Annotated in this window: 19 protein-coding genes; 14 read left to right on the plus strand and 5 right to left on the minus strand. The window is 61.1% G+C overall.

Features of this window, described 5'->3' with window-relative positions; genetic code table 11:
- The first annotated feature begins 237 nt into the window (after positions 1-237).
- The 3 genes from ACZ445_RS27930 (at position 238) to choV (ending at position 3,276) form a co-directional block, all read left to right on the plus strand.
- Positions 238-1,185: a choline ABC transporter substrate-binding protein gene (locus ACZ445_RS27930; RefSeq protein ID WP_058426627.1), complete on the plus strand. Its 948-nt coding sequence runs from the start codon at positions 238-240 to the stop codon at positions 1,183-1,185.
- A gap of 70 nt (positions 1,186-1,255) precedes the next feature.
- Positions 1,256-2,101, plus strand: coding sequence for a choline ABC transporter permease subunit (gene choW / locus ACZ445_RS27935; RefSeq protein WP_016972877.1), 846 nt, complete (start codon positions 1,256-1,258; stop codon positions 2,099-2,101).
- Positions 2,098-3,276 carry a choline ABC transporter ATP-binding protein gene (choV, locus tag ACZ445_RS27940; protein WP_058426626.1) on the plus strand — a complete coding sequence of 393 codons (1,179 nt, stop codon included), beginning with the start codon at positions 2,098-2,100 and terminating at the stop codon, positions 3,274-3,276. Before choW ends, choV begins: the two co-directional genes overlap by 4 nt.
- A gap of 140 nt (positions 3,277-3,416) precedes the next feature.
- Here the strand turns inward: choV and ACZ445_RS27945 are convergent, their stop codons facing one another.
- Positions 3,417-5,351 carry a BCCT family transporter gene (locus ACZ445_RS27945; RefSeq protein ID WP_232000993.1) on the minus strand — a complete coding sequence of 645 codons (1,935 nt, stop codon included), beginning with the start codon at positions 5,349-5,351 and terminating at the stop codon, positions 3,417-3,419.
- A 390-nt stretch (positions 5,352-5,741) separates the two neighbouring features.
- Between ACZ445_RS27945 and betI the strand changes: the two genes are divergently transcribed.
- The 5 genes from betI to ACZ445_RS27970 all read left to right on the plus strand — a co-directional run bounded on the left by betI (position 5,742) and on the right by ACZ445_RS27970 (position 12,720).
- Complete coding sequence (gene betI / locus ACZ445_RS27950; protein ID WP_017735982.1) at positions 5,742-6,335, plus strand: transcriptional regulator BetI; 594 nt, start codon at positions 5,742-5,744, stop codon at positions 6,333-6,335.
- Between the two features lie 110 nt (positions 6,336-6,445).
- Positions 6,446-7,918, plus strand: coding sequence for a betaine-aldehyde dehydrogenase (gene betB / locus ACZ445_RS27955; RefSeq protein ID WP_464707802.1), 1,473 nt, complete (start codon positions 6,446-6,448; stop codon positions 7,916-7,918).
- Positions 7,919-8,061: 143 nt separating this feature from the next.
- On the plus strand, positions 8,062-9,765 hold the full coding sequence (gene betA, locus ACZ445_RS27960) for a choline dehydrogenase (RefSeq protein WP_058426623.1): 1,704 nt from the start codon (positions 8,062-8,064) through the stop codon (positions 9,763-9,765).
- 196 nt (positions 9,766-9,961) lie between these two features.
- Positions 9,962-11,404 (plus strand): TldD/PmbA family protein, encoded by a 1,443-nt coding sequence (locus ACZ445_RS27965; protein WP_179028577.1) that lies wholly within the window; start codon positions 9,962-9,964, stop codon positions 11,402-11,404.
- Positions 11,404-12,720, plus strand: coding sequence for a TldD/PmbA family protein (locus ACZ445_RS27970; RefSeq protein WP_058426621.1), 1,317 nt, complete (start codon positions 11,404-11,406; stop codon positions 12,718-12,720). The genes ACZ445_RS27965 and ACZ445_RS27970 overlap by 1 nt, the downstream gene beginning before the upstream one ends.
- Positions 12,721-12,852: 132 nt before the next feature.
- On the opposite strand, the gene ACZ445_RS27975 is transcribed toward ACZ445_RS27970, so the two are convergent.
- The gene (locus tag ACZ445_RS27975; RefSeq protein ID WP_464707537.1) at positions 12,853-14,001 is read right to left on the minus strand and encodes an integrase core domain-containing protein; all 1,149 of its coding nucleotides are present in this window, start codon (positions 13,999-14,001) and stop codon (positions 12,853-12,855) included.
- Positions 14,002-14,288: 287 nt separating this feature from the next.
- Between ACZ445_RS27975 and ACZ445_RS27980 the strand changes: the two genes are divergently transcribed.
- The 5 genes from ACZ445_RS27980 to yccS all read left to right on the plus strand — a co-directional run bounded on the left by ACZ445_RS27980 (position 14,289) and on the right by yccS (position 21,808).
- Entirely contained in the window at positions 14,289-15,137 is an 849-nt protein-coding gene (locus ACZ445_RS27980) for an alpha/beta fold hydrolase (protein WP_058426620.1), read from the plus strand.
- 37 nt (positions 15,138-15,174) lie between these two features.
- Entirely contained in the window at positions 15,175-16,602 is a 1,428-nt protein-coding gene (mdtD, locus tag ACZ445_RS27985; protein ID WP_058426619.1) for a multidrug transporter subunit MdtD, read from the plus strand.
- 130 nt (positions 16,603-16,732) lie between these two features.
- Positions 16,733-18,070 carry an ATP-dependent RNA helicase DbpA gene (gene dbpA, locus ACZ445_RS27990; protein ID WP_233081520.1) on the plus strand — a complete coding sequence of 446 codons (1,338 nt, stop codon included), beginning with the start codon at positions 16,733-16,735 and terminating at the stop codon, positions 18,068-18,070.
- 159 nt (positions 18,071-18,229) lie between these two features.
- Positions 18,230-19,408 carry a BaiN/RdsA family NAD(P)/FAD-dependent oxidoreductase gene (locus ACZ445_RS27995; protein ID WP_058426618.1) on the plus strand — a complete coding sequence of 393 codons (1,179 nt, stop codon included), beginning with the start codon at positions 18,230-18,232 and terminating at the stop codon, positions 19,406-19,408.
- A gap of 216 nt (positions 19,409-19,624) precedes the next feature.
- Positions 19,625-21,808, plus strand: a complete 2,184-nt coding sequence (yccS, locus tag ACZ445_RS28000; protein WP_058426617.1) for a YccS family putative transporter — start codon at positions 19,625-19,627, stop codon at positions 21,806-21,808.
- Between the two features lie 96 nt (positions 21,809-21,904).
- On the opposite strand, the gene ACZ445_RS28005 is transcribed toward yccS, so the two are convergent.
- Positions 21,905-22,642 carry a substrate-binding periplasmic protein gene (locus ACZ445_RS28005; RefSeq protein ID WP_058426616.1) on the minus strand — a complete coding sequence of 246 codons (738 nt, stop codon included), beginning with the start codon at positions 22,640-22,642 and terminating at the stop codon, positions 21,905-21,907.
- Between the two features lie 201 nt (positions 22,643-22,843).
- Between ACZ445_RS28005 and ACZ445_RS28010 the strand changes: the two genes are divergently transcribed.
- A complete protein-coding gene (locus ACZ445_RS28010; protein WP_058426615.1) occupies positions 22,844-23,296 on the plus strand; it encodes a GNAT family N-acetyltransferase in 453 nt (150 codons plus the stop codon).
- Here the strand turns inward: ACZ445_RS28010 and ACZ445_RS28015 are convergent.
- A complete protein-coding gene (locus ACZ445_RS28015; protein WP_058426614.1) occupies positions 23,293-23,589 on the minus strand; it encodes a winged helix-turn-helix domain-containing protein in 297 nt (98 codons plus the stop codon). The two genes, ACZ445_RS28010 and ACZ445_RS28015, sit on opposite strands and share 4 nt — an antisense overlap.
- A 19-nt stretch (positions 23,590-23,608) precedes the next feature.
- Positions 23,609-24,109: a M48 metallopeptidase family protein gene (locus ACZ445_RS28020; protein WP_058426613.1), complete on the minus strand. Its 501-nt coding sequence runs from the start codon at positions 24,107-24,109 to the stop codon at positions 23,609-23,611.
- Positions 24,110-24,145: the final 36 nt, after the last annotated feature.

The raw sequence follows: 24,145 nt of genomic DNA on the forward strand, positions 1-24,145 counted from the left end.
ATGGGCAAAAACTGCAGTTTTGCCTTGGGAAAAACCTGTAAGCGACGTCACCGACACTGGATACGACCCTCCCTGTACTGGATACGACGCCCCCTGTAGGCGTCAGATTTTCACTGGTACATGATCAGTCTCGACTCGTTTGCAAGGCACCGTGCCAGAGCTGTTGTCGCACGCTCCAACCGCAACACTTATAAAGCGCGGCGAACGCCGCCAGAAAAAACACAGGAGTCTAGCCCCATGAAAGCTTCACCCTCGTTGTTGTTGGCCGCCATGCTGAGTCTGCCAGTCCTGGCGCACGCTGCAGAACCGGCACAATGTCAGACCGTCAACTTCTCCGATGTCGGCTGGACCGACATCACCGTCACCACCGCGACCACCAGCGAAATCCTCAAGGGCCTGGGCTACAAGCCGCGCACCACGATGATTTCGGTGCCGGTGACCTACAAGTCCCTGGCCGACGGCAAGAACATGGACATCTTCCTCGGCAACTGGATGCCGACCATGGAAAACGACATCAAGCCGTACCGTGATGCCGGCACCGTGGAGACCGTGCGTGCCAACCTGGAGAACGCCAAGTACACCCTGGCGGTCCCGGAAGCGCTGTACAACAAAGGCCTGAAGGACTTCGCCGATATCGCCAAATTCAAGGATGAACTGGGCGGCAAGATCTACGGCATCGAGCCGGGCAACGACGGCAACCGCACCATCCAGACGCTGATCGACAAAGACGCCTTCGGCCTGAAAACCGCCGGCTTCAAAGTCGTCGAGTCCAGCGAAGCCGGCATGCTCTCCCAGGTCGAACGCGCCACCAAGCGCGACCAGGCCATCGTGTTCCTCGGTTGGGAACCGCACCCGATGAACACCCGCTTCAAGATGAAGTACCTGACCGGGGGTGATGATTCCTTCGGCCCCAACTACGGCCAGGCCACCATCTACACCAACACCCGCAAGGGCTACACCCAGGAATGCAGCAACGTGGGCCAGTTGCTGAAGAACCTGGTGTTCACCCTGAACATGGAAAGCACCCTGATGGGTAATGTCCTGGACGACAAGATGAAACCCGACGCCGCGGCGAAAGCCTGGCTGAAGAAGAACCCGCAAGTACTCGACACCTGGCTCGCCGGCGTCACCACCATTGATGGCAAACCTGGCCTGGACGCCGTGAAAGCCTATCTCGCCAAGTAATCACCGCTGACCCCGGGGCGGTGCGCTGCCCCGGGATGTTTTCCCTCTTCGCATGTGGACATTCACTACCATGCTGACTGAACAGAAAATCCCACTAGGCCAGTACATCGCTGCCTTCGTCGAATGGTTGACCCAACACGGCGCCAACTATTTCGACGCGATCGCATCGACACTGGAAACGATGATCCACGGCGTGACGTTTGCGCTGACCTGGTTCAATCCGCTGGCATTGATCGGTCTGATTGCGCTGCTGGCTCACTTTATCCAACGTAAATGGGGACTGACTGTTTTTGTCATCGCCTCCTTCCTGCTGATCCTCAACCTGGGTTACTGGCAGGAAACCATGGAGACCCTGGCGCAGGTGCTGTTCGCCACCCTGGTCTGCGTGGTCATCGGCGTGCCGCTGGGCATTGTTGCCGCGCACAAGCCGTTGTTCTACACCATGATGCGGCCGGTACTCGATCTGATGCAGACCGTACCGACCTTCGTCTACCTCATCCCTACCCTGACCCTCTTCGGGCTGGGTGTGGTGCCCGGGCTGATTTCCACGGTGGTGTTCGCGATTGCCGCGCCGATCCGTCTGACCTACCTGGGTATCCGTGATGTACCGCAAGAGTTGATGGACGCCGGCAAGGCCTTTGGCTGCTCGCGCCGTCAGCTGCTCTCGCGCATCGAACTGCCCCACGCCATGCCGAGCATTGCCGCCGGCATTACCCAATGCATCATGCTGTCGTTGTCGATGGTGGTGATCGCGGCTCTGGTGGGCGCCGACGGCCTCGGCAAGCCGGTGGTCAACGCGCTCAACACCGCTGACATCGCCCTGGGCTTTGAAGCGGGCCTGGCGATCGTCCTGCTGGCCATCATGCTCGACCGCATCTGCAAACAACCCGACGCCAAAGTAGGGGGTGATGCATGAGCATTATCCGATTCGACAAAGTCGACGTGATCTTCTCCAAAGACCCACGCGAAGCGCTCAAGCTGCTGGACCAGGGCATGAGCCGTAACGAGATCCTGAAAAAGACCGGGCAGATTGTCGGCGTGGAAAAAGCCAGCCTGGATATCGAGAAAGGCGAAATCTGCGTGCTGATGGGCCTGTCGGGCTCCGGCAAGTCGAGCCTGCTGCGCTGCATCAACGGCCTCAACACCGTGAGCCGAGGCCAGTTGTTCGTGGAGCATGAAGGTCGCCAGATCGACATCGCCTCCTGCACGCCCGCCGAGCTGAAAATGATGCGCACCAAGCGCATCGCCATGGTGTTCCAGAAGTTCGCCCTGATGCCCTGGCTGACGGTGCGCGAAAACATCAGCTTCGGCCTGGAGATGCAGGGCCGCCCGGAGAAAGACCGGCGCAAGCTGGTGGATGAAAAGCTTGAACTGGTGGGCCTGACCCAGTGGCGCAACAAGAAGCCGGACGAACTCTCCGGCGGCATGCAGCAGCGCGTCGGCCTGGCCCGTGCATTGGCGATGGACGCCGATATCCTGCTGATGGACGAACCCTTCTCCGCCCTCGACCCGCTGATCCGCCAAGGCTTGCAGGACGAGTTACTGGAACTGCAACGCAAGCTGAGCAAGACCATCGTATTCGTGAGCCACGACCTCGATGAAGCGCTCAAGCTGGGCAGCCGTATCGCGATCATGAAAGACGGCAAGATCATCCAGTACAGCGTGCCGGAAGAGATCGTGCTGAACCCGGCGGACGACTATGTGCGTACCTTCGTCGCCCACACCAACCCGCTGAACGTACTGTGCGGCCGCAGCCTGATGCGCACCCTGGACAACTGCAAGCGCGTCAACGGTTCGGTATGCCTGGACCCGGGCGGCGACTCGTGGCTGGACCTGGCCGAAGGCAACACCATCAAGGGCGCCCGCCAGAATGGCGCGGTGATGAACCTGCAGAACTGGGCACCGGGGCAAGCGGTGGAAGGCCTGGGGCGGTTACCGACGCTGGTGGACTCGAATATCGGCATGCGCGATGCGTTGCAGATCCGTTATCACACCGGGAACAAGCTGGTGTTGCATGACAACAACCAGGTGGTGGGGATTCTGGGAGACAGTGAGCTGTACCACGCCCTGCTGGGCAAGAACCTGGGCTGACACTGCACATCTCACTGTAGAAACGGGGTCAATGTGGGAGGGGGCTTGCCCCCGATAGCAGTGGATCAGTAATAAATGTACTGACTGACATACTGCAATCGGGGGCAAGCCCCCTCCCACATTTAAAACACTACCAGGCTTCAGCTATAGACCCGGCCAAGGAGCTGCCGATGGCTTTCAAACTGATCGAGCACGTCCCGGGTGATCTGTTCCTGGGTGAAGCCCATCAGGTCGTATTCCTGAGGTCCGTTGTGCAGGTACACCTCGGCACGGTAGTAGCGAGTGCGCTCTTCTTCGGGCAGGTCGCTCGGCGCCGACGAGTAGGCATCCAGGCTCACTTCATAGACAAACGGGTTGCCCTCTTCCATCTCGATGCGCACACCGATGCAGCGCTTGGACTTGCCGAGCAAGGTCTGCACTTCCAAGCCCTGATCACGCAACGCCGTCGCCGCCTCTTCCAGCGCAGGCGTCACGTGCTTGTCCATGAAGCGCTGCACAGTGCCTTGGCTCGGTTGCAGGTCCAACGCGGTCAAACGCTCACTGAAACCACGACGCCCGCGCTCGGCCAATTGCGCCTGCTCCTGTTCGATGGCCACGTCCTGGCGCATCGCCTTGTGCAAGCCGAACATAAAGAAGATCAGCACCACCGAGAACGGCAGCCCGGCCAGCACCACCATGGTTTGCATAGCTTCGAAGTTGCCGGCAAACAGCAAGCCGATGGTCACCAGGGTAATCACCGCCGACCAGAAGATCCGCAGCCAGTGCGGCGCATCTTCGTCCACATTGCCGCCTTTGCACGACAGGTTGGCCATCATCACCGCACCGGAATCCGCCGGGGTCAGGAACAGCACGAAGCCGACGAAGATCGACACGCCGATGACGATTTTCGACGCCGGGTAATGTTCCAGCAGTTGATAGATGGCCATCGACGGCTGTTCCAGTGCGGTCTTGCCCAACTCCACCGCACCGTGGTTCAGCACCAAGTCCAGGGCAGAGTTACCGAAGATCGACAACCACGCCAGGGTGAAGCCCAGCGGAATCAACAGCACGCCCGCCACCAGTTCACGCACCGTGCGACCACGGGAAATCCGCGCAATGAACATGCCCACGAAGGGCGCCCAGGAAATCCACCACGCCCAGTAGAACAGGGTCCACAGGCCCATCCAGCGTTCGGTCTTGTCGGCGTCGCCTTCGTACACGTACAGGTCGAAGGTTTTCAGGATGATGCCGTTGAGGTAGTCCCCGGTGTTCTGCACCAGGCCATTGAGCAAATGCAGGGTCGGGCCGAACAACAGCACAAAGATCAACAGGCCGCTGAACAGCACGATGTTGAGGTTGGACAGACGGCGAATGCCGTTCTCCACGCCCGACACGGCGGCGATGGTCGCCACGGTGCTCATCACGATGATCACGATCAACAGGTTGGTGTTGCTGTGCTGCATGCCGAACAGGTTTTCCAACCCGGACGACACCTGCATCGAACCGATCCCCAGGTTCGTCACCAGGCCCAGCAGGGTCACGAACATGCCGAAACCGTCCACCGCGTGGCCGGCCGCGCCCTTCACCCAACGCTCGCCCACCAGCGGATACAGCGCCGAACGCAGGGCCAGCGGCTGATTATGCCGATACGCGAAGTACGCCACGGCCAGGCCGACCAGGGCGTAGATCGCCCAGCCATGCAGGCCCCAGTGCAGGAAGGTCAGTTGCAGCGCCTGGCGGGCGGCGCCGTTGCTGGCGGCTGCGCCTTCGGGCGGGTTGAAGTAGTGATCCAACGGCTCCGAGGCGCCAAAGTACAGCAGCGAGATGCCGATGCCCGACGAGAACAACATGCCGGCCCAGGCGCCGTAGCTGAAGTCCGGGGTATCGTCCTTGCTGCCCAGTTTCAACTTGCCGTAGGACGAAAACGCCAGGCCCACCACAAACACCAGGTAGGCGGCGATGACCACCATGTAGTACCAGCCGAAGCTTTTCGACAGCCACGCCTGGGCAACACCGAGCATGCGCCCGGCCTCCTGCGGGGCGATGATCAGAATGGCAGTCAACAACAGAATCAGCGCGGTGGAGGTGTAGAACACCCAACCGTTGACCCGCACCTTTTCCGGTGGGGTTTTTATAAGAGAGGCAGAACTCATGGCGCAGATGCTCCGGGCAGTGCGAGAGAGAAACACAAGGCAACGGTTATCCCGGGACATCGATTTTTCGGCAGTCGACGGACGGGTGTTATAAAGACACCCCGAAAATTCCTGAACCCCGCCGAAGCGGTTTACAGGCCCTGATACGGCCTGTTTCAAGGATTTTTGCAGGTGTCAGATGTCGCGGCTCCCAGGTAGGAAATACCTGTAGGCAGCGACCATTTGTCGCAGATCTTATTCTTTGTTGATTGAACGTTCAATCAAAACAAAATAGACTGGCCATCAAGCCGACGGACGTTTATCGCCCACGGCAGGCCTAAGGAGAGGTGCTACATGCCCAAGGTCGGTATGCAACCCATACGCCGCCAGCAATTGATCGAAGCCACGTTGACGGCCATCGATCAGGTCGGAATGGGAGATGCCAGCATTGCGCTGATCGCCCGTTTGGCCGGCGTCTCGAACGGCATCATCAGTCACTACTTCAAGGACAAGAACGGCCTTATTGCAGCGACGATGCGCTACTTGATGAACGCGCTGATCGACAACGTCCATGAACGCCGGCAGGCGCTGACGGACGACAGCCCACGGGCGCACCTTCAGGTGATCATCGAGGGCAACTTCGACGCCAGCCAGGTCAACGGACCGGCAATGAAAACCTGGCTGGCCTTCTGGGCCACCAGCATGCACCACCCGTCATTGCACAGGTTGCAGCGGATCAACGATCAACGTCTGTATTCCAACCTGTGCTGCCAGTTCCGCCGAGTGCTGCCGCTGCCGCACGCACGCAAAGCAGCCCGCGGCCTGGCGGCCCTGATCGACGGTTTGTGGTTGCGCGGCGCCCTGTCGGGAGACGCTTTCGACACGGCACAGGCGCAACGGATCGCTTACGAATACATGGATTTCCAATTGGCCAAGCAGGTGAGTTAGAGCACACATAAACCGCTCAACCCCTGAACGTCTGCCGCTCAGTGTTGCCACACCCTCATGGCCCACCGACGGCGGGTAACGCCAACCACTTATGCACTTGCGAGGACTTTATGGCCCGTTTCGACCTGCAAAAACTCTACATTGACGGCGGCTACAGCGACGCTGGCAGCGATGCCACCTTCGAAGCCATCAACCCGGCTAACGGTGAAGTTCTCGCCCAAGTGCAACGCGCAACGAAAGAAGACGTTGAACGTGCCGTGGTCAGCGCCGAAAAAGGCCAGAAAATCTGGGCCGCGATGACCGCCATGGAGCGCTCGCGCATCCTGCGTCGCGCCGTCGACATCCTGCGCGAGCGCAACGATGAGCTGGCCGCCCTGGAAACCCTGGACACCGGTAAAGCCTTCTCCGAAACCAAATACGTCGACATCGTCACCGGCGCCGACGTGCTGGAATACTACGCAGGCCTGGTACCGGCCATCGAAGGCGAGCAGATCCCGCTGCGCGACACCTCGTTCGTCTACACCCGCCGCGAGCCGCTGGGCGTGGTCGCCGGTATCGGCGCGTGGAACTACCCGATCCAGATCGCCCTGTGGAAATCCGCACCGGCCCTGGCCGCCGGCAACGCGATGATCTTCAAGCCCAGCGAAGTCACCTCGCTGACCACCCTGAAACTGGCCGAGATCTACACCGAAGCCGGTGTTCCGGCGGGCGTGTTCAACGTGCTGACCGGCAGTGGCCGTGAAGTCGGCACCTGGCTGACCGAGCACCCACGCATCGAAAAAGTCTCGTTCACCGGCGGCACCGACACCGGCAAGAAAGTCATGGCCAGCGCGTCGAGCTCCTCGCTCAAGGAAGTGACCATGGAACTGGGCGGCAAGTCGCCGCTGATCGTGTTCGAAGACGCCGACCTGGATCGTGCGGCCGACATCGCGATGATGGCCAACTTCTACAGCTCCGGCCAGGTCTGCACCAACGGCACTCGCGTGTTCGTGCCCAAGCACCTGCAAGCCGCGTTCGAAGCCAAGATCGTCGAGCGTGTTGCGCGCATCCGCGTTGGCAACCCGCAGGGCGACACCACCAACTTCGGCCCGTTGGTCAGCTTCGCCCACATGGAAAGCGTGCTGGGCTACATCGCCAAAGGTAAGGAAGAAGGCGCACGCGTACTGTGCGGCGGCGACCGCCTGACCGACGGCGACTTCGCCAAAGGCGCCTTTGTTGCCCCAACCGTGTTCACCGACTGCACCGACGAGATGACCATCGTCCGTGAGGAAATCTTCGGCCCAGTGATGAGCATCCTCACTTACGAAACCGAAGAAGAGGTGATCCGCCGCGCCAACGACACCGACTTCGGCCTGGCCGCCGGCCTGGTGACCAAAGACCTGAACCGCGCCCACCGCGTGATTCACCAACTGGAAGCGGGTATCTGCTGGATCAACGCCTGGGGCGAATCCGACGCGAAGATGCCGGTCGGTGGCTACAAGCAATCGGGTGTGGGCCGTGAAAACGGCATCAGCTCGCTGAACAATTTCACTCGCATCAAATCGGTACAGGTTGAGCTGGGCGATTACGCCTCGGTGTTCTAAATCCCGAGCTTTGTGCTGCCTTTGAGGCCGCCATCGGGGGCAAGCCCCCTCCCACCTTTGACTGTGTAAACCCGATCAAATGTGGGAGGGGGCTTGCCCCCGATGAGGCCCGACCTGACCACACATCAAAGAGGGTGCATCCAATGTCCCAAGAATACGACTACATCATTGTGGGTGCCGGCTCCGCCGGTAACACCCTGGCGACCCGTCTGACCGAAGACGAAGGCGTCACCGTCCTGCTGCTGGAAGCCGGCGGCCCGGACTACCGTTTCGACTTCCGCACGCAAATGCCAGCCGCCCTGGCCTTCCCACTGCAAGGCCGCCGCTACAACTGGGCCTACGAGACCGATCCAGAGCCGCACATGGACGGCCGCCGGATGGAATGCGGTCGCGGCAAGGGCCTGGGGGGGTCCTCGCTGATCAACGGCATGTGCTACATCCGTGGCAACGCCATGGACTACGACAACTGGGCGAAGCTGCCAGGCCTGGAAGACTGGACCTACCTCGACTGCCTGCCGTATTTCCGCAAGGCCGAAACCCGCGACATCGGCCCCAACGACTGGCACGGCGGCGATGGCCCGGTCAGCGTGACCACGCCCAAGGCCGGCAACAATCCGCTGTTCCACGCCATGGTCGAAGCCGGCGTGCAGGCCGGTTACCCGCGTACCGAAGACTTGAACGGCTACCAGCAGGAAGGCTTCGGCCCGATGGACCGTACCGTCACGCCGAACGGCCGTCGCGCCAGTACCGCGCGCGGTTACCTGGACACCGCCAAAAAGCGTTCCACACTGACCATCGTCACCCACGCCCTCACCGACAAAGTGTTGTTCGAAGGCAAGCGTGCCGTTGGCGTGCGTTACCTGATCGGCGCCGCCGAAGAGCGCGTCGAAGCCCGCGCCCGCAAGGAAGTGCTGGTGTGCAGCGGCGCAATCGCTTCGCCGCAATTGCTGCAACGCTCCGGTGTCGGCCCGGCCAAGCTGCTGGAAAGCCTCGACATCCCGGTGGTCCACGACCTGCCAGGCGTCGGCGAAAACCTGCAGGATCACCTTGAGCTGTACCTGCAATACGCCTGCACCCAACCGGTGTCGCTGTACCCATCGCTGCTCTGGTACAACCAACCGGCCATTGGTGCCGAGTGGCTGTTCAACGGCACCGGCATCGGCGCCAGCAACCAGTTCGAAGCGGGCGGTTTTATCCGCACTCGTGAAGAGTTCGAATGGCCGAACATCCAGTACCACTTCCTGCCGGTGGCGATTAACTACAACGGCAGCAACGGTGTGAAAGAGCACGGTTTCCAGGCGCACATGGGCTCCATGCGCTCGCCAAGCCGTGGCCGTATCCAGCTGAAGTCGAAGAACCCACGGGACTACCCGAGCATCCTCTTCAACTACATGGCCACCGAGCAGGACTGGCAGGAGTTCCGCGACGGCATCCGCCTGACCCGTGAAATCATGCAGCAGCCGGCACTGGACCCGTACCGTGGCCGCGAAATCAGCCCGGGCATCGACGTGCAAACCGATGAGCAACTGGACAAGTTCATCCGTGAGCACGCCGAAACGGCGTTCCACCCGTCCTGCTCGTGCAAGATGGGCACCGACGAGATGGCTGTAGTCGATGGCGAAGGCCGCGTGCATGGCATGCAGGGTCTGCGTGTGGTCGATGCGTCGATCATGCCGATCATCACCACCGGCAACCTGAACGCGCCGACGATCATGATCGCCGAGAAAATCGCCGACAAGATCCGTGGCCGCCAGCCATTGCCGCGCAGCACCGCTGACTACTACGTGGCGGGTGATGCTCCGGTGCGTGGCAAGCCGCTGCGTGAAGTGGGCCCTACCGCGCAGTAACGGATACACCGGGGTGTTCCCATCGGGGCGGTGCGACGACTCGACAAGCCCCCTCCCACATTTTTGACCGTGTGAACCCGATCAAGTGTGGGAGGGGGCTTGCCCCCGAAGAGGCCCGACCAGTCACTGCAAAACCCCTCCTTGATCAGCTACTCTGTCTGCCTGCCCGCGACGAGCCGCCCACAAGGAAGGCCCCATGTTCGATCACCACGCCACACTCAAACAGCATTTCAGTGCCCTGCGCACCCGTGCCGAATTCTTCTCGCTGCGCTACGTACGCGAATCCGGCCAGTACCTGGCCGTACGCAAGAACGTCGCCGAACCGCCGCACCTGAGCCACGACGAGGGCGCCATGCTCACCGTGCGTCTCAACGGCGTGGAAGCCTACGCCGCGACCAACGATATTTCCCTTGCCGGCCTGCAAGCCGCCCTTGAGCGTGCCGAACAGCAAGCCCGGCAGATCTTGCCCCACGCCCTGCTCGACCTGCGCGAGCAACACGTCTCCAGTGACGTCGCCGATTACCTGTCGCCCAACCTTCAACAGCCCTTCCCATCCCTGAGCGATTGCTACCAGTTGCTCGGCAGCGAATCGGCCTCCGTGCCCAAGGACGAGCGCCTGGTGAGCTGGGAAGTCAGCCTGGGCCTGACCCACGTCGAGCAGATCTACCTGAACAGTGCCGGTGCCGAGTTGCGCCAGGCCCAGCGCTTTGTGTTCCCCGGCGTCAACGTCACCGCCTACGACGGCAATGACAGCCAGACCCGCACCCTCGGCGGCAGCAACTTCGGCCAGCAAGGCGGGTTCGACGTGATCAGCCGCTTCGGCCTGGTCGGCGCCGCGCCGCGTATCGCCGACGAGGCCCTGCAACTGCTGGCCGCGCCGAACACGCCCAGCGGCCCGCGTGACCTGCTGCTGATGCCCGATCAGATGATCCTGCAGATCCACGAGTCCATCGGCCACCCCCTGGAACTGGACCGCATCCTCGGCGACGAGCGCAATTACGCCGGCACCAGTTTTGTGAAGGCCAGCGACTTCGGCCACCTGCAATACGGCTCCCCGCTGCTGAACGTGACCTTCGACCCGGACATTCCCGAGCAGCTCGCCAGCTACGGCCACGACGACGAAGGCACCCAAGCCAGCAAACAATTCCTGATCCGTGAGGGGCTGCTGCTCAAACCCCTCGGTGGAGCGCTGTCGCAATTCCGTTCCGGTATGCAAGGCGTGGCCAACAGCCGGGCCAGCAGTTGGAACCGCGCGCCCATCGATCGCATGGCCAACTTGAATATCGAAGCAGGCGACAAGAGCCTCGCGCAACTGATCGGCGGCATCGAAAACGGCATCCTGATGTCGACCAACCGCTCGTGGTCCATCGACGATGCGCGCAATAAATTCCAGTTCGGCTGCGAATGGGGCCAACTGATCGAAAATGGCGAGTTGAAAGGCGTGGTAAAAAACCCCAACTACCGGGCCATTTCCGCGAACTTCTGGCGCAACCTCAGCGCGGTCGGCGATGCCAGTACGTTCAAGGTGCTGGGCACGCCGAACTGCGGCAAAGGTGAACCCAACCAGGTGATTCGCGTCGGCCATGCATCGCCGGCCTGCGTATTCAGCGATGTCGACGTATTTGGGGGAGATGCCTGATGAACAACTTCAAGGCACTGGTGGAGTGGCTCAAGCAGGCCATCACCGACAACGAACAATTCCACCTCGGCTATGCGGATGAAGCCTCCGAATTCGTACGCTTCAACCACGCCAAGGTGCGCCAGGCCGGCCAGGTGCAACAAGCCAGCCTCACCCTGAAACTGATCAACGATGGCCGCCATGCCGACCTGGGCATCACCTTGTCCGGCGCAGCGGAGCTGGACCGCCAACGCCTGGCCGACGGCCTGCAACAACTGCGCGACACCTTGCCGTTGCTACCCAAGGACCCCTACCTGCTGCTCAACCACAACGCCTGGCAAAGCAACAACGAACAAACGCGACCGCTGCCGGACCTGGCCCGGGTATTGGAAGACATCAGCCAGTCGGCTGAAGGTGTTGATCTGGTCGGGTTCTACGCCGCTGGCCCGATCAGTCGCGGCTTTGCCAGCTCGGACGGCGCGTTCGGCTGGCACCGCGCCAACAGCTTCAACTTCGATTTCAGCCTATTCCACGCCAATGGCGAAGCGGTCAAGGCCAGCTATGCCGGGCACACCTGGGACAGTGCCGAGTTTGCCGCGCGCTTCCAGCAAGCCCGCGAACAACTGGCGTTCCTCGGCCGCCCGTTGCATAAGCTGGCACCCGGGCAGTACCGCGCCTACCTCGCCCCGGCAGCGCTGGAAGAAATCATCAGCCTCATCACCTGGGGTGGTTTTTCCGCCCAGGCCATCGCCAGCAAAGGCAGTTCGCTGCAAAAGCTGTATGCCGGTGAACAGTCCCTGAGCCCGCTGGTGACCGTGGACGAACAGATCAGCGGCTCCCTGAGCCAGGCGTTCTCCACCGAAGGCTACCCGCGCGGCGACGTCACGTTGATCAACGCGGGCAAAGGCGCAGGCCAGTTGATCAACTCGCGCAGCGCCGCCGAATATGGCCTGAGCACCAACGGCGCCAGCAGCGACGAATCCCCCAGCGCCTTGCAGATGGCCGCCGGTAACCTGGCCCAGGCCGATATCCTCAAGCAATTGGGCACCGGGCTGTACATCAGCAACCTGTGGTACTTGAACTACTCCGACCTGCCGGCGGCGCGCCTGACCGGCATGACACGCTTCGCCACGTTCTGGGTGGAGAACGGCGAGATCAAGGCCCCGGTCAGCACCATGCGCTTTGATGACAGCGTGTACAACCTGCTCGGTTCGCAGTTGGAAGCCCTGACCGCTGAGCGGGAATTACTGCTCTCGGCCAGCACCTACAGCCAGCGCAACACCGCCTCCAACCTGTTGCCGGGCGCCTTGGTCAAACGCCTGACCCTCACCCTCTAAACACAGCAGTTCCCCTGTGGGAGGGGGCTTGCTCCCGATAGCGGTGTATCAGCCAAGTATTCATCAGCTGACACGCTGCAATCGGGGTGTAGAACCGTAGACATCGTTTACATCTGAAACCGGGGACATCGTTTACACATTTGAGGCTTGGACGCGGGTCATACCTCGTCCAAGCCTCCCCAAGGGATAATCACACAGGTACAAATCCCAGGCATCATCCTCAGCTTCTTTAAGCCCTATCCTTTCTCCGGATAGGGCCTCGCTGACAAATACCAACTTGCCGTTCCACTTGATCGATCCATCCTGCCTGACGCTTCGCACCCGCATTTCTGCCGGATACTCCACATCGGGCAAGCACCCTGGGTAAAGCCGAGTAGACGGCACGTACACATCTCCCGGACGTTTCATACCAAGCGCTTCATGAGGGCGTACGTAATTGAACTCATGCCGGAAGTGCTCCAGCAAAAGCTGCTGCTCCACCAAGTTGCTCCCTAGCGGTAGCTCAAGTTTCAGGCTGCGATGCATTCGTTCGTGTCGACCATTCTGGGCAGGTCTTCCCGGCATGGTTCGCTCGGGATAGATACCTAAACGGATCCACCAGACGGCCAGTGTGGATATCCTCGCCAGGCCAGGAGAGGCGAAAGGGACTCCGTTGTCAGAACGAATGACTTCCGGCATGCCGTAATCCTGAAAAAGCCGCTCAAAGGTTTGTTTTACAGGCTGGGTCATGATTTTAGGATGAGCCCTGCAAGCCAGAATCAAACGGGATGCATGGTCTGTAACCGTCAGCGGGAAGCACATCTGGGCGTTGAGCATCTTGAATTGCCCTTTGTAGTCCACGCACCAGGTTTTGTTGGGGTCATTGGCCTCTCGCATTTCAATATGCGAGGTACCGTGCCGACGCTTGAACCGCCGTTTGCTGACCAGCCCAAGTCGGTCAAGCCATTGGCCGGCTGTACTGGGAGACGGCCAATCGATAGAGGGATCTTCAATTCGCAATAGCTCAATGAGCTTCTTTGGCCCCCATTTATCGTGGGCTTCCTTCATGGCCACTACGCGAGCGAGGATCTTATCGTCGGTCTTGTTGGGGCTGTTGTGGGGTCGACGAGAAACCTCGGCTAACGACTTCAAATCGCCGTTATGCCGAGCAATCCATTTGTCTACGGTAGGTCGACTGACACCGAAGCGGCGGGCCAGTTGGCTTTTCGTGAAGTTACCCGAAAGCCAGTCAGCAACCAGCTTGATTCGTTGGTTCATGGGGGACTCTTGGTTCCAGGGCATGATCAGTTACCTCCTGATCATGCGTATTAACCTGTAAACCATGTCCCCGGTTAGAAATGTAAACGATGTCCCCGGTTTGTACCGGGGCAAGCCCCCTCCCACATTGAATTGTGCTGAGTTCAGACATCTCTGTTTCGCCCCTTCCTACGGTTAATTCTTGTCTTCCCCACCTGCACGGGCAGCCTGTTGTCGCCTGCAAAAAACCTCGTTATAAGGGTTAGTGGCACCCCGCCACCCCACCCACGAGAGCATGACCTTGCCCGGGAAGGGCAAGCTGGAGCGTTGACATGAACCATGGAAGTTTTGTCATAGAAAAGCTGTTCAAGCACTACAACGTTCATGTTGAGCAGCTAGGAAACGATTCGGAAAAAAAGACCGTCCTGATGGTCAACGGCGCGCTGTCCACCACGCGTTCCTTCGCCCGCACCAGCAAATGCCTGGCCGAGCATTTCAATGTGCTGCTGTTCGACTTGCCGTTCTCCGGCTATTCCCGCGAACACAACACCGACCTGGACCTGGTCACCAAGGACGACGAGGTGCACATGCTGCGTGCCCTGGTGGAGCGCTTCCAAGTCAACCACCTGGTGTCGGCCTCCTGGGGCGGCATCTCGACGCTGCTGACCCTGGCCCATAACCCCCCCTCCATCGAAAGCTCGGTGGTGATGGCCCTGGCGCCCAACCTCAACCAGGCCATGCTCGACTATGTGGAGCGCGTGCGCGTGTTGATCGAAGCGGACGATAAGTCGGCCGTTGGCCACCTGCTTAACGAGACCGTGGGCAAATACCTCTCGCCCCGGCTCAAGCGCAACAATCACCGGCACCTGTCGAGCATGGCCACCACCGAATACCGCCAGGCGCGTTTTCATATCCACCAGGTGCTGGCCTTGGGCGACGGCAATTACCTGCCGGCACTCAAGCAGATTGAAACACCGGTGCACTTCCTCAACGGCGCGCTCGACGAATACACCCCCGCCGCCGAGGCGCAATTGTTCAAGCAGTATGTGGGGCGCAGCAGCTTTGCCGTGGCCGAACACACCGGCCACTTGCTCGACCTCGAATCCAACGAAGCGGCCACCGCGGTGCACCGTGAACTGCTGGATTTCCTGGTGGGAAAAAGCCCGACGGTTGGCGCATAATCGCCAACACATAGCCGGCTAACAAAAAAGGTTCTCTATGCCCAATCGCGTCCCGCTCGATGCCAAGACCGCCCGCTGGCTCCCCTGGGTGGTCGCGATTGCCTTCTTCATGCAGTCGCTGGACGGGACGATCCTCAACACGGCATTGCCGGCCATGGCCCGGGACCTCGCGGAAAACCCGCTGCGCATGCAAGGGGTGGTGATCGCCTACATGCTCACCGTCGCCTTGCTCATCCCGGCCTCGGGCTGGATTGCCGACCGCTTCGGCACCAAGAAAATCTTCTTTGGCGCAATCATGCTGTTCAGCATCGGTTCGCTGCTGTGCGCCTTGTCCAGCAGCCTGACCATGCTGGTGGGCGCCCGGGTGATCCAGGGCCTGGGCGGTGCGCTGATGCTACCGGTCGGGCGCTTGGTGGTGCTGCGCGCATATCCGCGTTCCGAACTGGTGCGCATCATGGGCTTCATTACCATCCCCGGCCTGCTCGGCCCGCTGCTCGGCCCGACCATGGGCGGCTGGATGGTGCAATACCTGACCTGGCACTGGATCTTCCTGATCAACCTGCCGGTGGGCATGGTCGGCTGTTACGCCGTATGGAAACTGATCCCCGACCTGCGCGGCAGCGAACGCACGCGCTTTGATGGCGTGGGGTTTCTGTTGTTTGGCGCGGCGATGGTGTTGATCACCATCGCCATGGAAGGCCTGGGCGAACTGCACCTGCCGCACCTGCGGGTGATGTTGCTGCTGTTCGGCGGGCTGGCGTGCCTGGCGGCGTATTGGCTACGCGCCGGGCATATCGACAACCCGCTGTTTTCACCGGTGCTGTTCAAAACCCGCACCTTCGCCGTGGGCATCCTCGGTAACCTGTTTGCACGCTTGGGCAGCGGCGCGTTGCCGTTTCTGGTGCCGCTGCTGTTGCAGGTCGCGCTGGGTTACTCACCGTCTGAAGCGGGGATGAGCATGTTGCCCCTGGCGGCGGCAGCGATGTTTGCCAAGTCAGTCGCCCGCACGCTGATCGAACGCCTGGGCTACCGCATCGTGCTCACCGGCAACACCCTGGCGCTGGGCATCATGCTGGCGAGTATGGGCCTGGTCAGCGAGCACACGCCCTACCCGCTGCTGTTGTGCATGCTGGCGGTACTGGGGGCGATCAACTCCCTGCAATTTACCGCGATGAACACCGTCACCCTGATCGATCTCGACGACGCCCAGGCCAGCAGCGGCAACAGTTTGCTGTCGGTGGTGGCGCAGTTATCCCTCAGCCTCGGCGTGGCCTGCGCCGGTGCGCTGCTCGGCGGCTTTACCGCCGAAACCGGCAATGACGGGGTGGAAAGCGTACTCGGCGCGTTCCAACTGACCTTCCTCACCGTGGGCATCATGGCCATGCTGGCGGCGGCGATCTTCCTGCAATTGTCGCCGACCGACGGCAAACGAGTAGTCAGCCGCGAGCACGACATCGAGCATTAACAGGCTTCTCGTCTAGAACTTGCAGGGAAATTCCCACGGGACTGGTACACTGCGCGACATTTTGTTTTGCAGAGCCAGTCCCGTGACTACCATCGCCACCGCTTTTAATACTTTGCCCCTGTCCGCCGCCATGCTGGCTAACCTCGACTCGCTGGGTTATGTCGAGATGACGCAGATCCAGGCGCAAAGCTTGCCGGTGATCCTCAAGGGGCTGGACCTGATTGCCCAGGCCAAGACCGGCAGCGGCAAGACCGCCGCCTTCGGCATCGGCCTGTTGAACCCGATCAACCCACGCTACTTCGGCTGCCAGGCCCTGGTCATGTGCCCGACCCGTGAGCTGGCCGACCAGGTCGCCAAGGAAATCCGCCGCCTGGCCCGTGCCGAAGACAACATCAAGGTACTGACCCTGTGTGGTGGCGTGTCCCTCGGCCCGCAGATCGCCTCCCTGGAGCACGGCGCCCACGTCATTGTCGGCACGCCGGGCCGTATCCAGCAGCACTTGCGCAAAGGTTCGCTGGTACTGGACGGGCTGAACACGCTGATCCTCGATGAAGCTGACCGCATGCTCGACATGGGCTTCTACGACGCCATCGAAGACATCATCAGCAAGACCCCACCGCGCCGCCAGACCCTGCTGTTCTCGGCCACCTACCCCGTGAGCATCAAGCAGTTGGCCTCCAAGTTCATGCGCGCGCCGCAGCAAGTTAAAGCCGAAGCGTTCCACTCCGATGACCAGATCGAACAGCGTTTCTTCGAGATCTCACCGGAAGAGCGCATGGACGCCGTGACCAAGGTGCTGGCGCATTTCCGCCCTGCCTCCTGTGTAGCCTTCTGCTTCACCAAGCAGCAAGTGCAGGAAACCGTGGATCACCTGACGTCCAAGGGCATTTCCGCCGTTGGCCTGCATGGCGACCTGGAACAGCGCGACCGTGACCAGGTGCTGGCGATGTTCGCCAACCGCAGCACCTCGGTGCTGGTAGCCACCGACGTGGCTGCCCGTGGCCTGGACATCGACTCACTGGACATGGTGATCAACGTCGAACTGGCCCGCGATTCGGAAATCCACATCCACCGCGTCGGCCGTACCGGTCGTGCCGGTGAGACCGGCATCGCCATCAGCCTGGTCGCCCCGTCCGAAGCGCATCGCGCCCAGGCCATCGAGCAACTGCAGAAGTCGCCGCTGAACTGGGACCAACTGGACAACCTCAAGCCGCAAAGCGGTGGCCCATTACTGCCGCAGATGAGCACCCTGTGCATCGCCGCAGGCCGTAAAGACAAGGTTCGCCCAGGCGACATCCTCGGTGCGCTGACCGGTGAAGCCGGCATCCCGGGTGCCCAGGTCGGCAAGATCGCGATCTTTGACTTCCAGGCCTTCGTGGCCGTGGAGCGCGGGATCGCCAAGCAGGCGTTGCAGCGTTTGAATGACGGCAAGATCAAAGGCCGTTCGTTGCGCGTGCGCATCCTGTAACACGATCTCCCCTTCAATGGAGATCCAATGTGGGAGGGGGCTTGCCCCCGATAGCAATCTATCAGTTACCGATGCACTGACTGACACACTGCTATCGGGGGCAAGTCCCCTCCCACATTTGACTGTATTCCAAATCAGAACTTGTATGAGGACACCGTTTTGCGCTCGACCGAAGTTGTGATCATTGGCGCCGGCGCCGCAGGCTTGATGTGCGCACTGACCGCCGCCGGCCGTGGGCGCAAGGTGATGTTGATCGACCATGCGAACAAGGCCGGCAAGAAGATCCTGATGTCCGGCGGTGGCCGCTGCAACTTCACCAACCTGTACACCGAGCCGGCCAACTTCCTCTCGCACAACGCGCACTTCTGCAAGTCCGCGCTGGCTCGCTACACCCAGTGGGATTTCATCGGGCTGGTGGCCAAGCACGGCGTGCCCTACCACGAGAAAAAACTCGGCCAGCTGTTCTGCGATAACAAATCCAGCGACATCCTCGGCATGCTGCTCGATGAGTGCATCCAGACCGGCGTGAGCCTGCACCTGGACACCTCGATCCAGGAGATTGCCAGGCTGGACAGCGGCTATCAGTTGCAGACCACCTTGGGCGAGTTGCGCTGTGAATCCCTGGTGATCGCCACCGGCGGCCTGTCGATCCCGACCCTGGGCGCGACCGGTTTTGGTTACCAGGTGGCCAGACAGTTCGGCCACGAACTGCTGCCGACCCGCGCCGGGCTCGTGCCGTTCACCATCACTGACCAGCTCAAGGAGTTGTGTGGCGAGTTGTCGGGTACGTCGGTGGATTGCCTGGTCAGCTGCAACGGCCAGAGCTTTCGCGAGAACATCCTGTTTACCCACCGCGGCCTGAGCGGGCCGGCGATTTTGCAGATTTCGTCGTATTGGGAACCCGGCGATACGGTTGAAATCAACCTGTTGCCCGACCACGACGCCCACACCTGGCTGCAACAGCAACAGGTCGAGCGCCCCAACAGCGAGTTGAAAACCCTGCTGGGCGAGATCTTCACCAAGAAGATGGCCAACCTGTTGGCCGAGACATGGTTCGTGTCCAAGCCGATGAAGCAGTACACCCATGCCGAAATTGCCGACATCGCGCAAAAACTCGGCAATTGGCAGCTGGTGCCGGCGGGCACCGAGGGTTATCGCACGGCCGAAGTCACGCTGGGGGGAGTGGACACGCGGGAAGTCTCGTCCAAGACCATGGAATCCCTGAAAAGCCCAGGCCTGTACTTTATCGGTGAAGTGCTGGATGTGACCGGTCACCTGGGCGGGTTCAACTTCCAGTGGGCGTGGGCTTCGGGCTATGCGGCCGCGCAGTACGCCTGACACACAGCGGTAAAAATGTGGGAGGGGGCTTGCCCCCGATGGCAGTGGGTCAGCCAGTACATCGGTTGCTGACACGCCGCTATCGGGGGCAAGCCCCCTCCCACATGGGTTTAGTGGTGATCCTGAAAATAGTGCGATTAGATGTGATCGCCACGCTTGCCGTGACGTCACTGATAGCTCAATTTAGCGGCATCGTCCCGGAAGACTCCAGACTTCATGTCATCGACCTCGTTCAAGCAGTCCCTGCGGCGCCTGTGGGCGCTGGATAAATTCAGCTACAGCATTCGGGTATTCATCGCCCTCACCGGCAGCATGGCGCTGTGCTGGTACCAGGATGAAATGACACTGCTGATCCCGTTGTTCCTGGGGATCATCGCCAGCGCCCTGGCCGAGACCGATGACAGTTGGCAAGGCCGCCTCAACGCCCTGGCAGTAACGCTGGTGTGTTTCAGCATTGCCGCGCTGTCGGTGGAGTTGCTGTTCCCTTATCCCTTGGTCTTCGCGGTCTCACTGGCCCTGGCCACCTTCTGCCTGACCATGCTCGGCGCCTTGGGCGAACGCTATGGCGCGATTGCCTCAGCGACGCTGATCCTGTCGGTGTACACCATGATCGGCGTGGACCAGCGCGGCGGCGCCGTCAGCGATTTCTGGCACGAGCCGCTGCTGTTGGTGGCCGGTGCCGCCTGGTATGGCGCGCTGTCGGTGCTGTGGCAGGCGCTGTTTTCCAACCAGCCGGTGCAGCAGAGCCTGGCGCGGTTGTTCCGTGAACTGGGACGGTACCTCAAGCTCAAGTCGTCGTTGTTCGAGCCGATCCGCCAACTGGACGTGGAAGCACGGCGCCTGGAACTGGCCCAGCAGAACGGCCGGGTGGTGGCGGCGCTCAATGCGGCGAAGGAAATCATCCTGCACCGTGTGGGCAATGGTCGACCCGGTTCGAAAGTCAGCCGTTATCTGAAGCTGTATTTCCTGGCCCAGGACATCCACGAACGCGCCAGCTCGTCGCATTACCCGTACAACGCCCTGGCCGAGGCCTTCTTCCACAGCGACGTGCTGTTCCGCTGCCAGCGCCTGTTGCGCCAGCAAGGCAAGGCCTGCCAGACCCTGGCCGAGTCGATCCAGATGCGCCAGCCGTTCATCTATGACGACAGCTTCGCCGAAGCCTTGGGCGACCTCAACGCGTCCCTGGAACACCTGCGCATCCAGAGCAACCCGGCCTGGCGCGGCCTGCTGCGTTCGTTGCGCGCCCTGGCGGCCAACCTGTCGACCCTGGACCGCCTGCTCGGCGACGCCAGCAACCCCGACAGCCTGGCGGACGCCACCGACAGCAACCTGCTGGACCGCGCCCCGCGCAACCTCAAGGAAATGTGGACGCGCCTGCGCACGCAGATGACGCCGACGTCGCTGCTGTTCCGCCATGCGCTGCGCCTGTCGCTGGCGCTGACCGTCGGCTACGGCATGCTGCATGCGATCCACGCGTCCCAGGGCTACTGGATCATCCTCACCACGCTGTTTGTGTGCCAGCCGAACTATGGCGCCACGCGGCGCAAGCTCGGCCAGCGGATCATTGGCACGGCCATCGGCCTGACCGTGGCCTGGGCGTTGTTCGACCTGTTCCCAAGCCCCCTGGTGCAATCGATGTTCGCCATCGCCGCCGGCCTGGTGTTCTTTATCAACCGCACCACCCGATACACCCTGGCCACCGCCGCCATCACCTTGATGGTGTTGTTCTGCTTCAATCAGGTCGGCGATGGCTACGGACTGTTCCTGCCACGCCTGTTCGATACCTTGCTCGGCAGCCTGATCGCCGGCCTCGCGGTGTTCCTGTTCCTGCCGGACTGGCAAGGCCGCCGCTTGAACAAAGTGCTGGCCAACACCCTGACCTGCAACAGCATCTACCTGCGCCAGATCATGCAGCAGTACGCCGCCGGCAAGAGCGACGACCTGGCCTACCGCCTGGCCCGGCGCAACGCGCACAACGCCGATGCGGCGCTGTCCACTACCCTGGCGAACATGCTGATGGAGCCGGGGCATTTCCGTAAGGAAGCGGACGTGGGCTTTCGTTTCCTGGTGTTGTCGCACACCTTGCTCAGTTATTTGTCAGGGCTGGGCGCGCACCGGGAAACCCAATTGCCGGCCGAAGTGCGTGAGCATCTGATCGATGGCGCCGGCAAGACCCTGGCAGCGAGCATCGATGAAATCGCCACGGGGTTGGCCAATAAGCAGCCGATCGCGATCCAGAGCGATGCCGAGGAAGCGCTGGCGGCGGACCTGGAACAGATGCCGGATGAGATCGATGAAGGGCAGCGGTTGGTGCAGACGCAGTTGGCGTTGATTTGCCGGCAACTGGGGCCGTTGCGCACGTTGGCGGCGCATCTGATCAAAGACACCAGCGTGGCTTAGGTCGCTATCGGGGGCAAGCCCCCTCCCACAGTTTTGATTTGTGAACACAGTCAACAGGTGGGAGGGGGCTTGCCCCCGATGAGGTCCGCACAGGCACTACATGCCATGGGCCTTCATCAACCGCTCATAGCTGCCATCCGCCTTCATCTTGGCAATCTCCCGATCAAAGCTGGCCACGATCTGCGCATGCTCCGGGTGCTTCAGGCTGACCAGGATATGCAAGCTGTTTTCACTCAGGGGCGTGGGTAAAAACTCCACCGCATTGCGCACCCGTGCCGATTCACGCGACAGGTAATAGCGCGCCACGTACTCATCCTCCACCGTCAACCGCACCCGCTGCGCCGCCAGCATGCGCACGGCCATGGCGAAGTTGTGCACAGGGACTTTCTGCAACTGCGCATCCCCATCGAACGCCGCCGAATAGGCATAGCCACGCACCACGGCGATGGGATAGTCGTGCAACTGCGCAAGGTTCTGGAATTCGATGGGATCGTCGCGGCGTTTGATGAAACGCACACGGTTGAGCAGGTATTCACCTGAGAATTGGCCCAGTTTCGTACGGGCATCGTCGTACCAGGCGTTGACCAGCACGTCATAGCGCCCGTCTCCCACCCCCATCAGCGCACGGGCCCAGGGCACTTGCTCGAAGTCACTGGCATAACCCGCACGGGCCAGGGCGGTACTGACGATATCGGTGGCCAGCCCGCCATTGATCAAGGTGGCATCGGTAAAGGGCGGCCAGGCATCCGCCACCAGGCGCAGACGCTGCGCGAATGCCGGCTGGGCCAGCAGCAACACTCCAATCAAAGCAACGGCACGAGAGAATCGCGGCATGCTCAAAGTCCTTGGCAGGCAGGCGGTGGCCTTGGCTCAGGCGCGGCCCGAGGTTCTAACAGTAGCTCAGATTACACAAAGAAACCGGCGCCGAACGCACTCAATGATGGCAAATTGATTTCACTCACAAAAATAGCTGATTTAGACAGCGCTGCCCGCTGCGCTTACTATCCGCAACAGACATTGATAAGAGAACTCGCCATGACCGTTGAATGGGTGTGCAAACACCACGATGACCTGGGCAAGGAGCAGCTTTACGCGATCCTGCGCTTGCGCAACGAGGTGTTTGTTGTCGAGCAGAAATGTGTGTACCAGGATCTCGATGGGCAGGATTTATCGGGCGACACCCACCACCTGATGGCGTGGCAGGACGACCAACTGGTGGCGTACCTGCGCCTGCTGGACCCGGAATCCCAGGGCGGCGACGTGGTGATCGGCCGCGTGATCGTAGCGCCGGTGGCGCGCGGCACCGGGCTGGGGCACCGGATGATGGAAGAGACGCTCAAGCAGATTGCCGATATCTGGCCCGGGACGCCAATATTCCTGTCAGCCCAGGCGCATTTGCAGGGGTACTACGGGCGGTATGGTTTTGTGGTGGCAGGTGAGGAATACCTTGAGGATGATATTCCACACATCGGCATGCGAAAGGACTAGGGGTAACCCAGCACCTGCTTGACCTGGCCGAGGTTCGCCTCGATCCAGCGCCGGTCAATCGCGCCCCAGCTGCGAACCCGATAGTGCCCGGCATGGTTGCGGGCACCGTCTTCCTGCTCGAACTCACACACAATATCCAGGTCGGCCAATGCCGCAATCGTGTCCTGCGCCGTGCGCCGGGGCATGCCGGTGGCGTCGGTCAGGGCCGGGACGCTGCTGGCCTGGCCGCTGTCGATCAGGTAGGCCACGTACAGGCGGCGATAGAAGCTGCTCTTGGTCTTGCTCACATCCATGGTCGGTTGCCTTGTGCGGTCAGGGTTTGCCCAGCAGGTCGCGGTACGTGAGGTACACCCGCAGGTCGAATTCCACCTGATGGTAGCCCGGCATCATGTACTCACAGAGTTTGTAGAACGCCTTGTTGTGGTCCGATTCCTTGAAGTGCGCCAGTTCGTGGACCACGATCATGCGCAGGAACTGCGGCGCGGCCTCTTTGAACAGCGCAGCAATGCGGATCTCTTTCTTCGATTTCAGATTGCCGCCCTGCACCCGCGAGATGGTGGTGTGCAGGCCAAGGGCGCGGTGGGTCAGGTCCAGGCGGTTATCGAACAGTACCTTGTCGATGGCCGGCGCATTGCGCAGGTGTTCCTGCTTCAAGGCCAGGGCGTAGGCGTACAGGGCCTTGTCGCTCTGCACCGCGTGGCGTTCGGGGTAACGTTGCTCCAGGTAGGCACCCAACTGATCCTTGGCGATCAGCTGGCGCACTTGTTCCTGGAGGGCGGCGGGATAGGCCTGGAGGTATTTCAGCGCGGTCATGGGGTCTGCAACAGATTCGGATAGACGCCAGTGTAA

The organism is Pseudomonas allii (assembly GCF_055380095.1).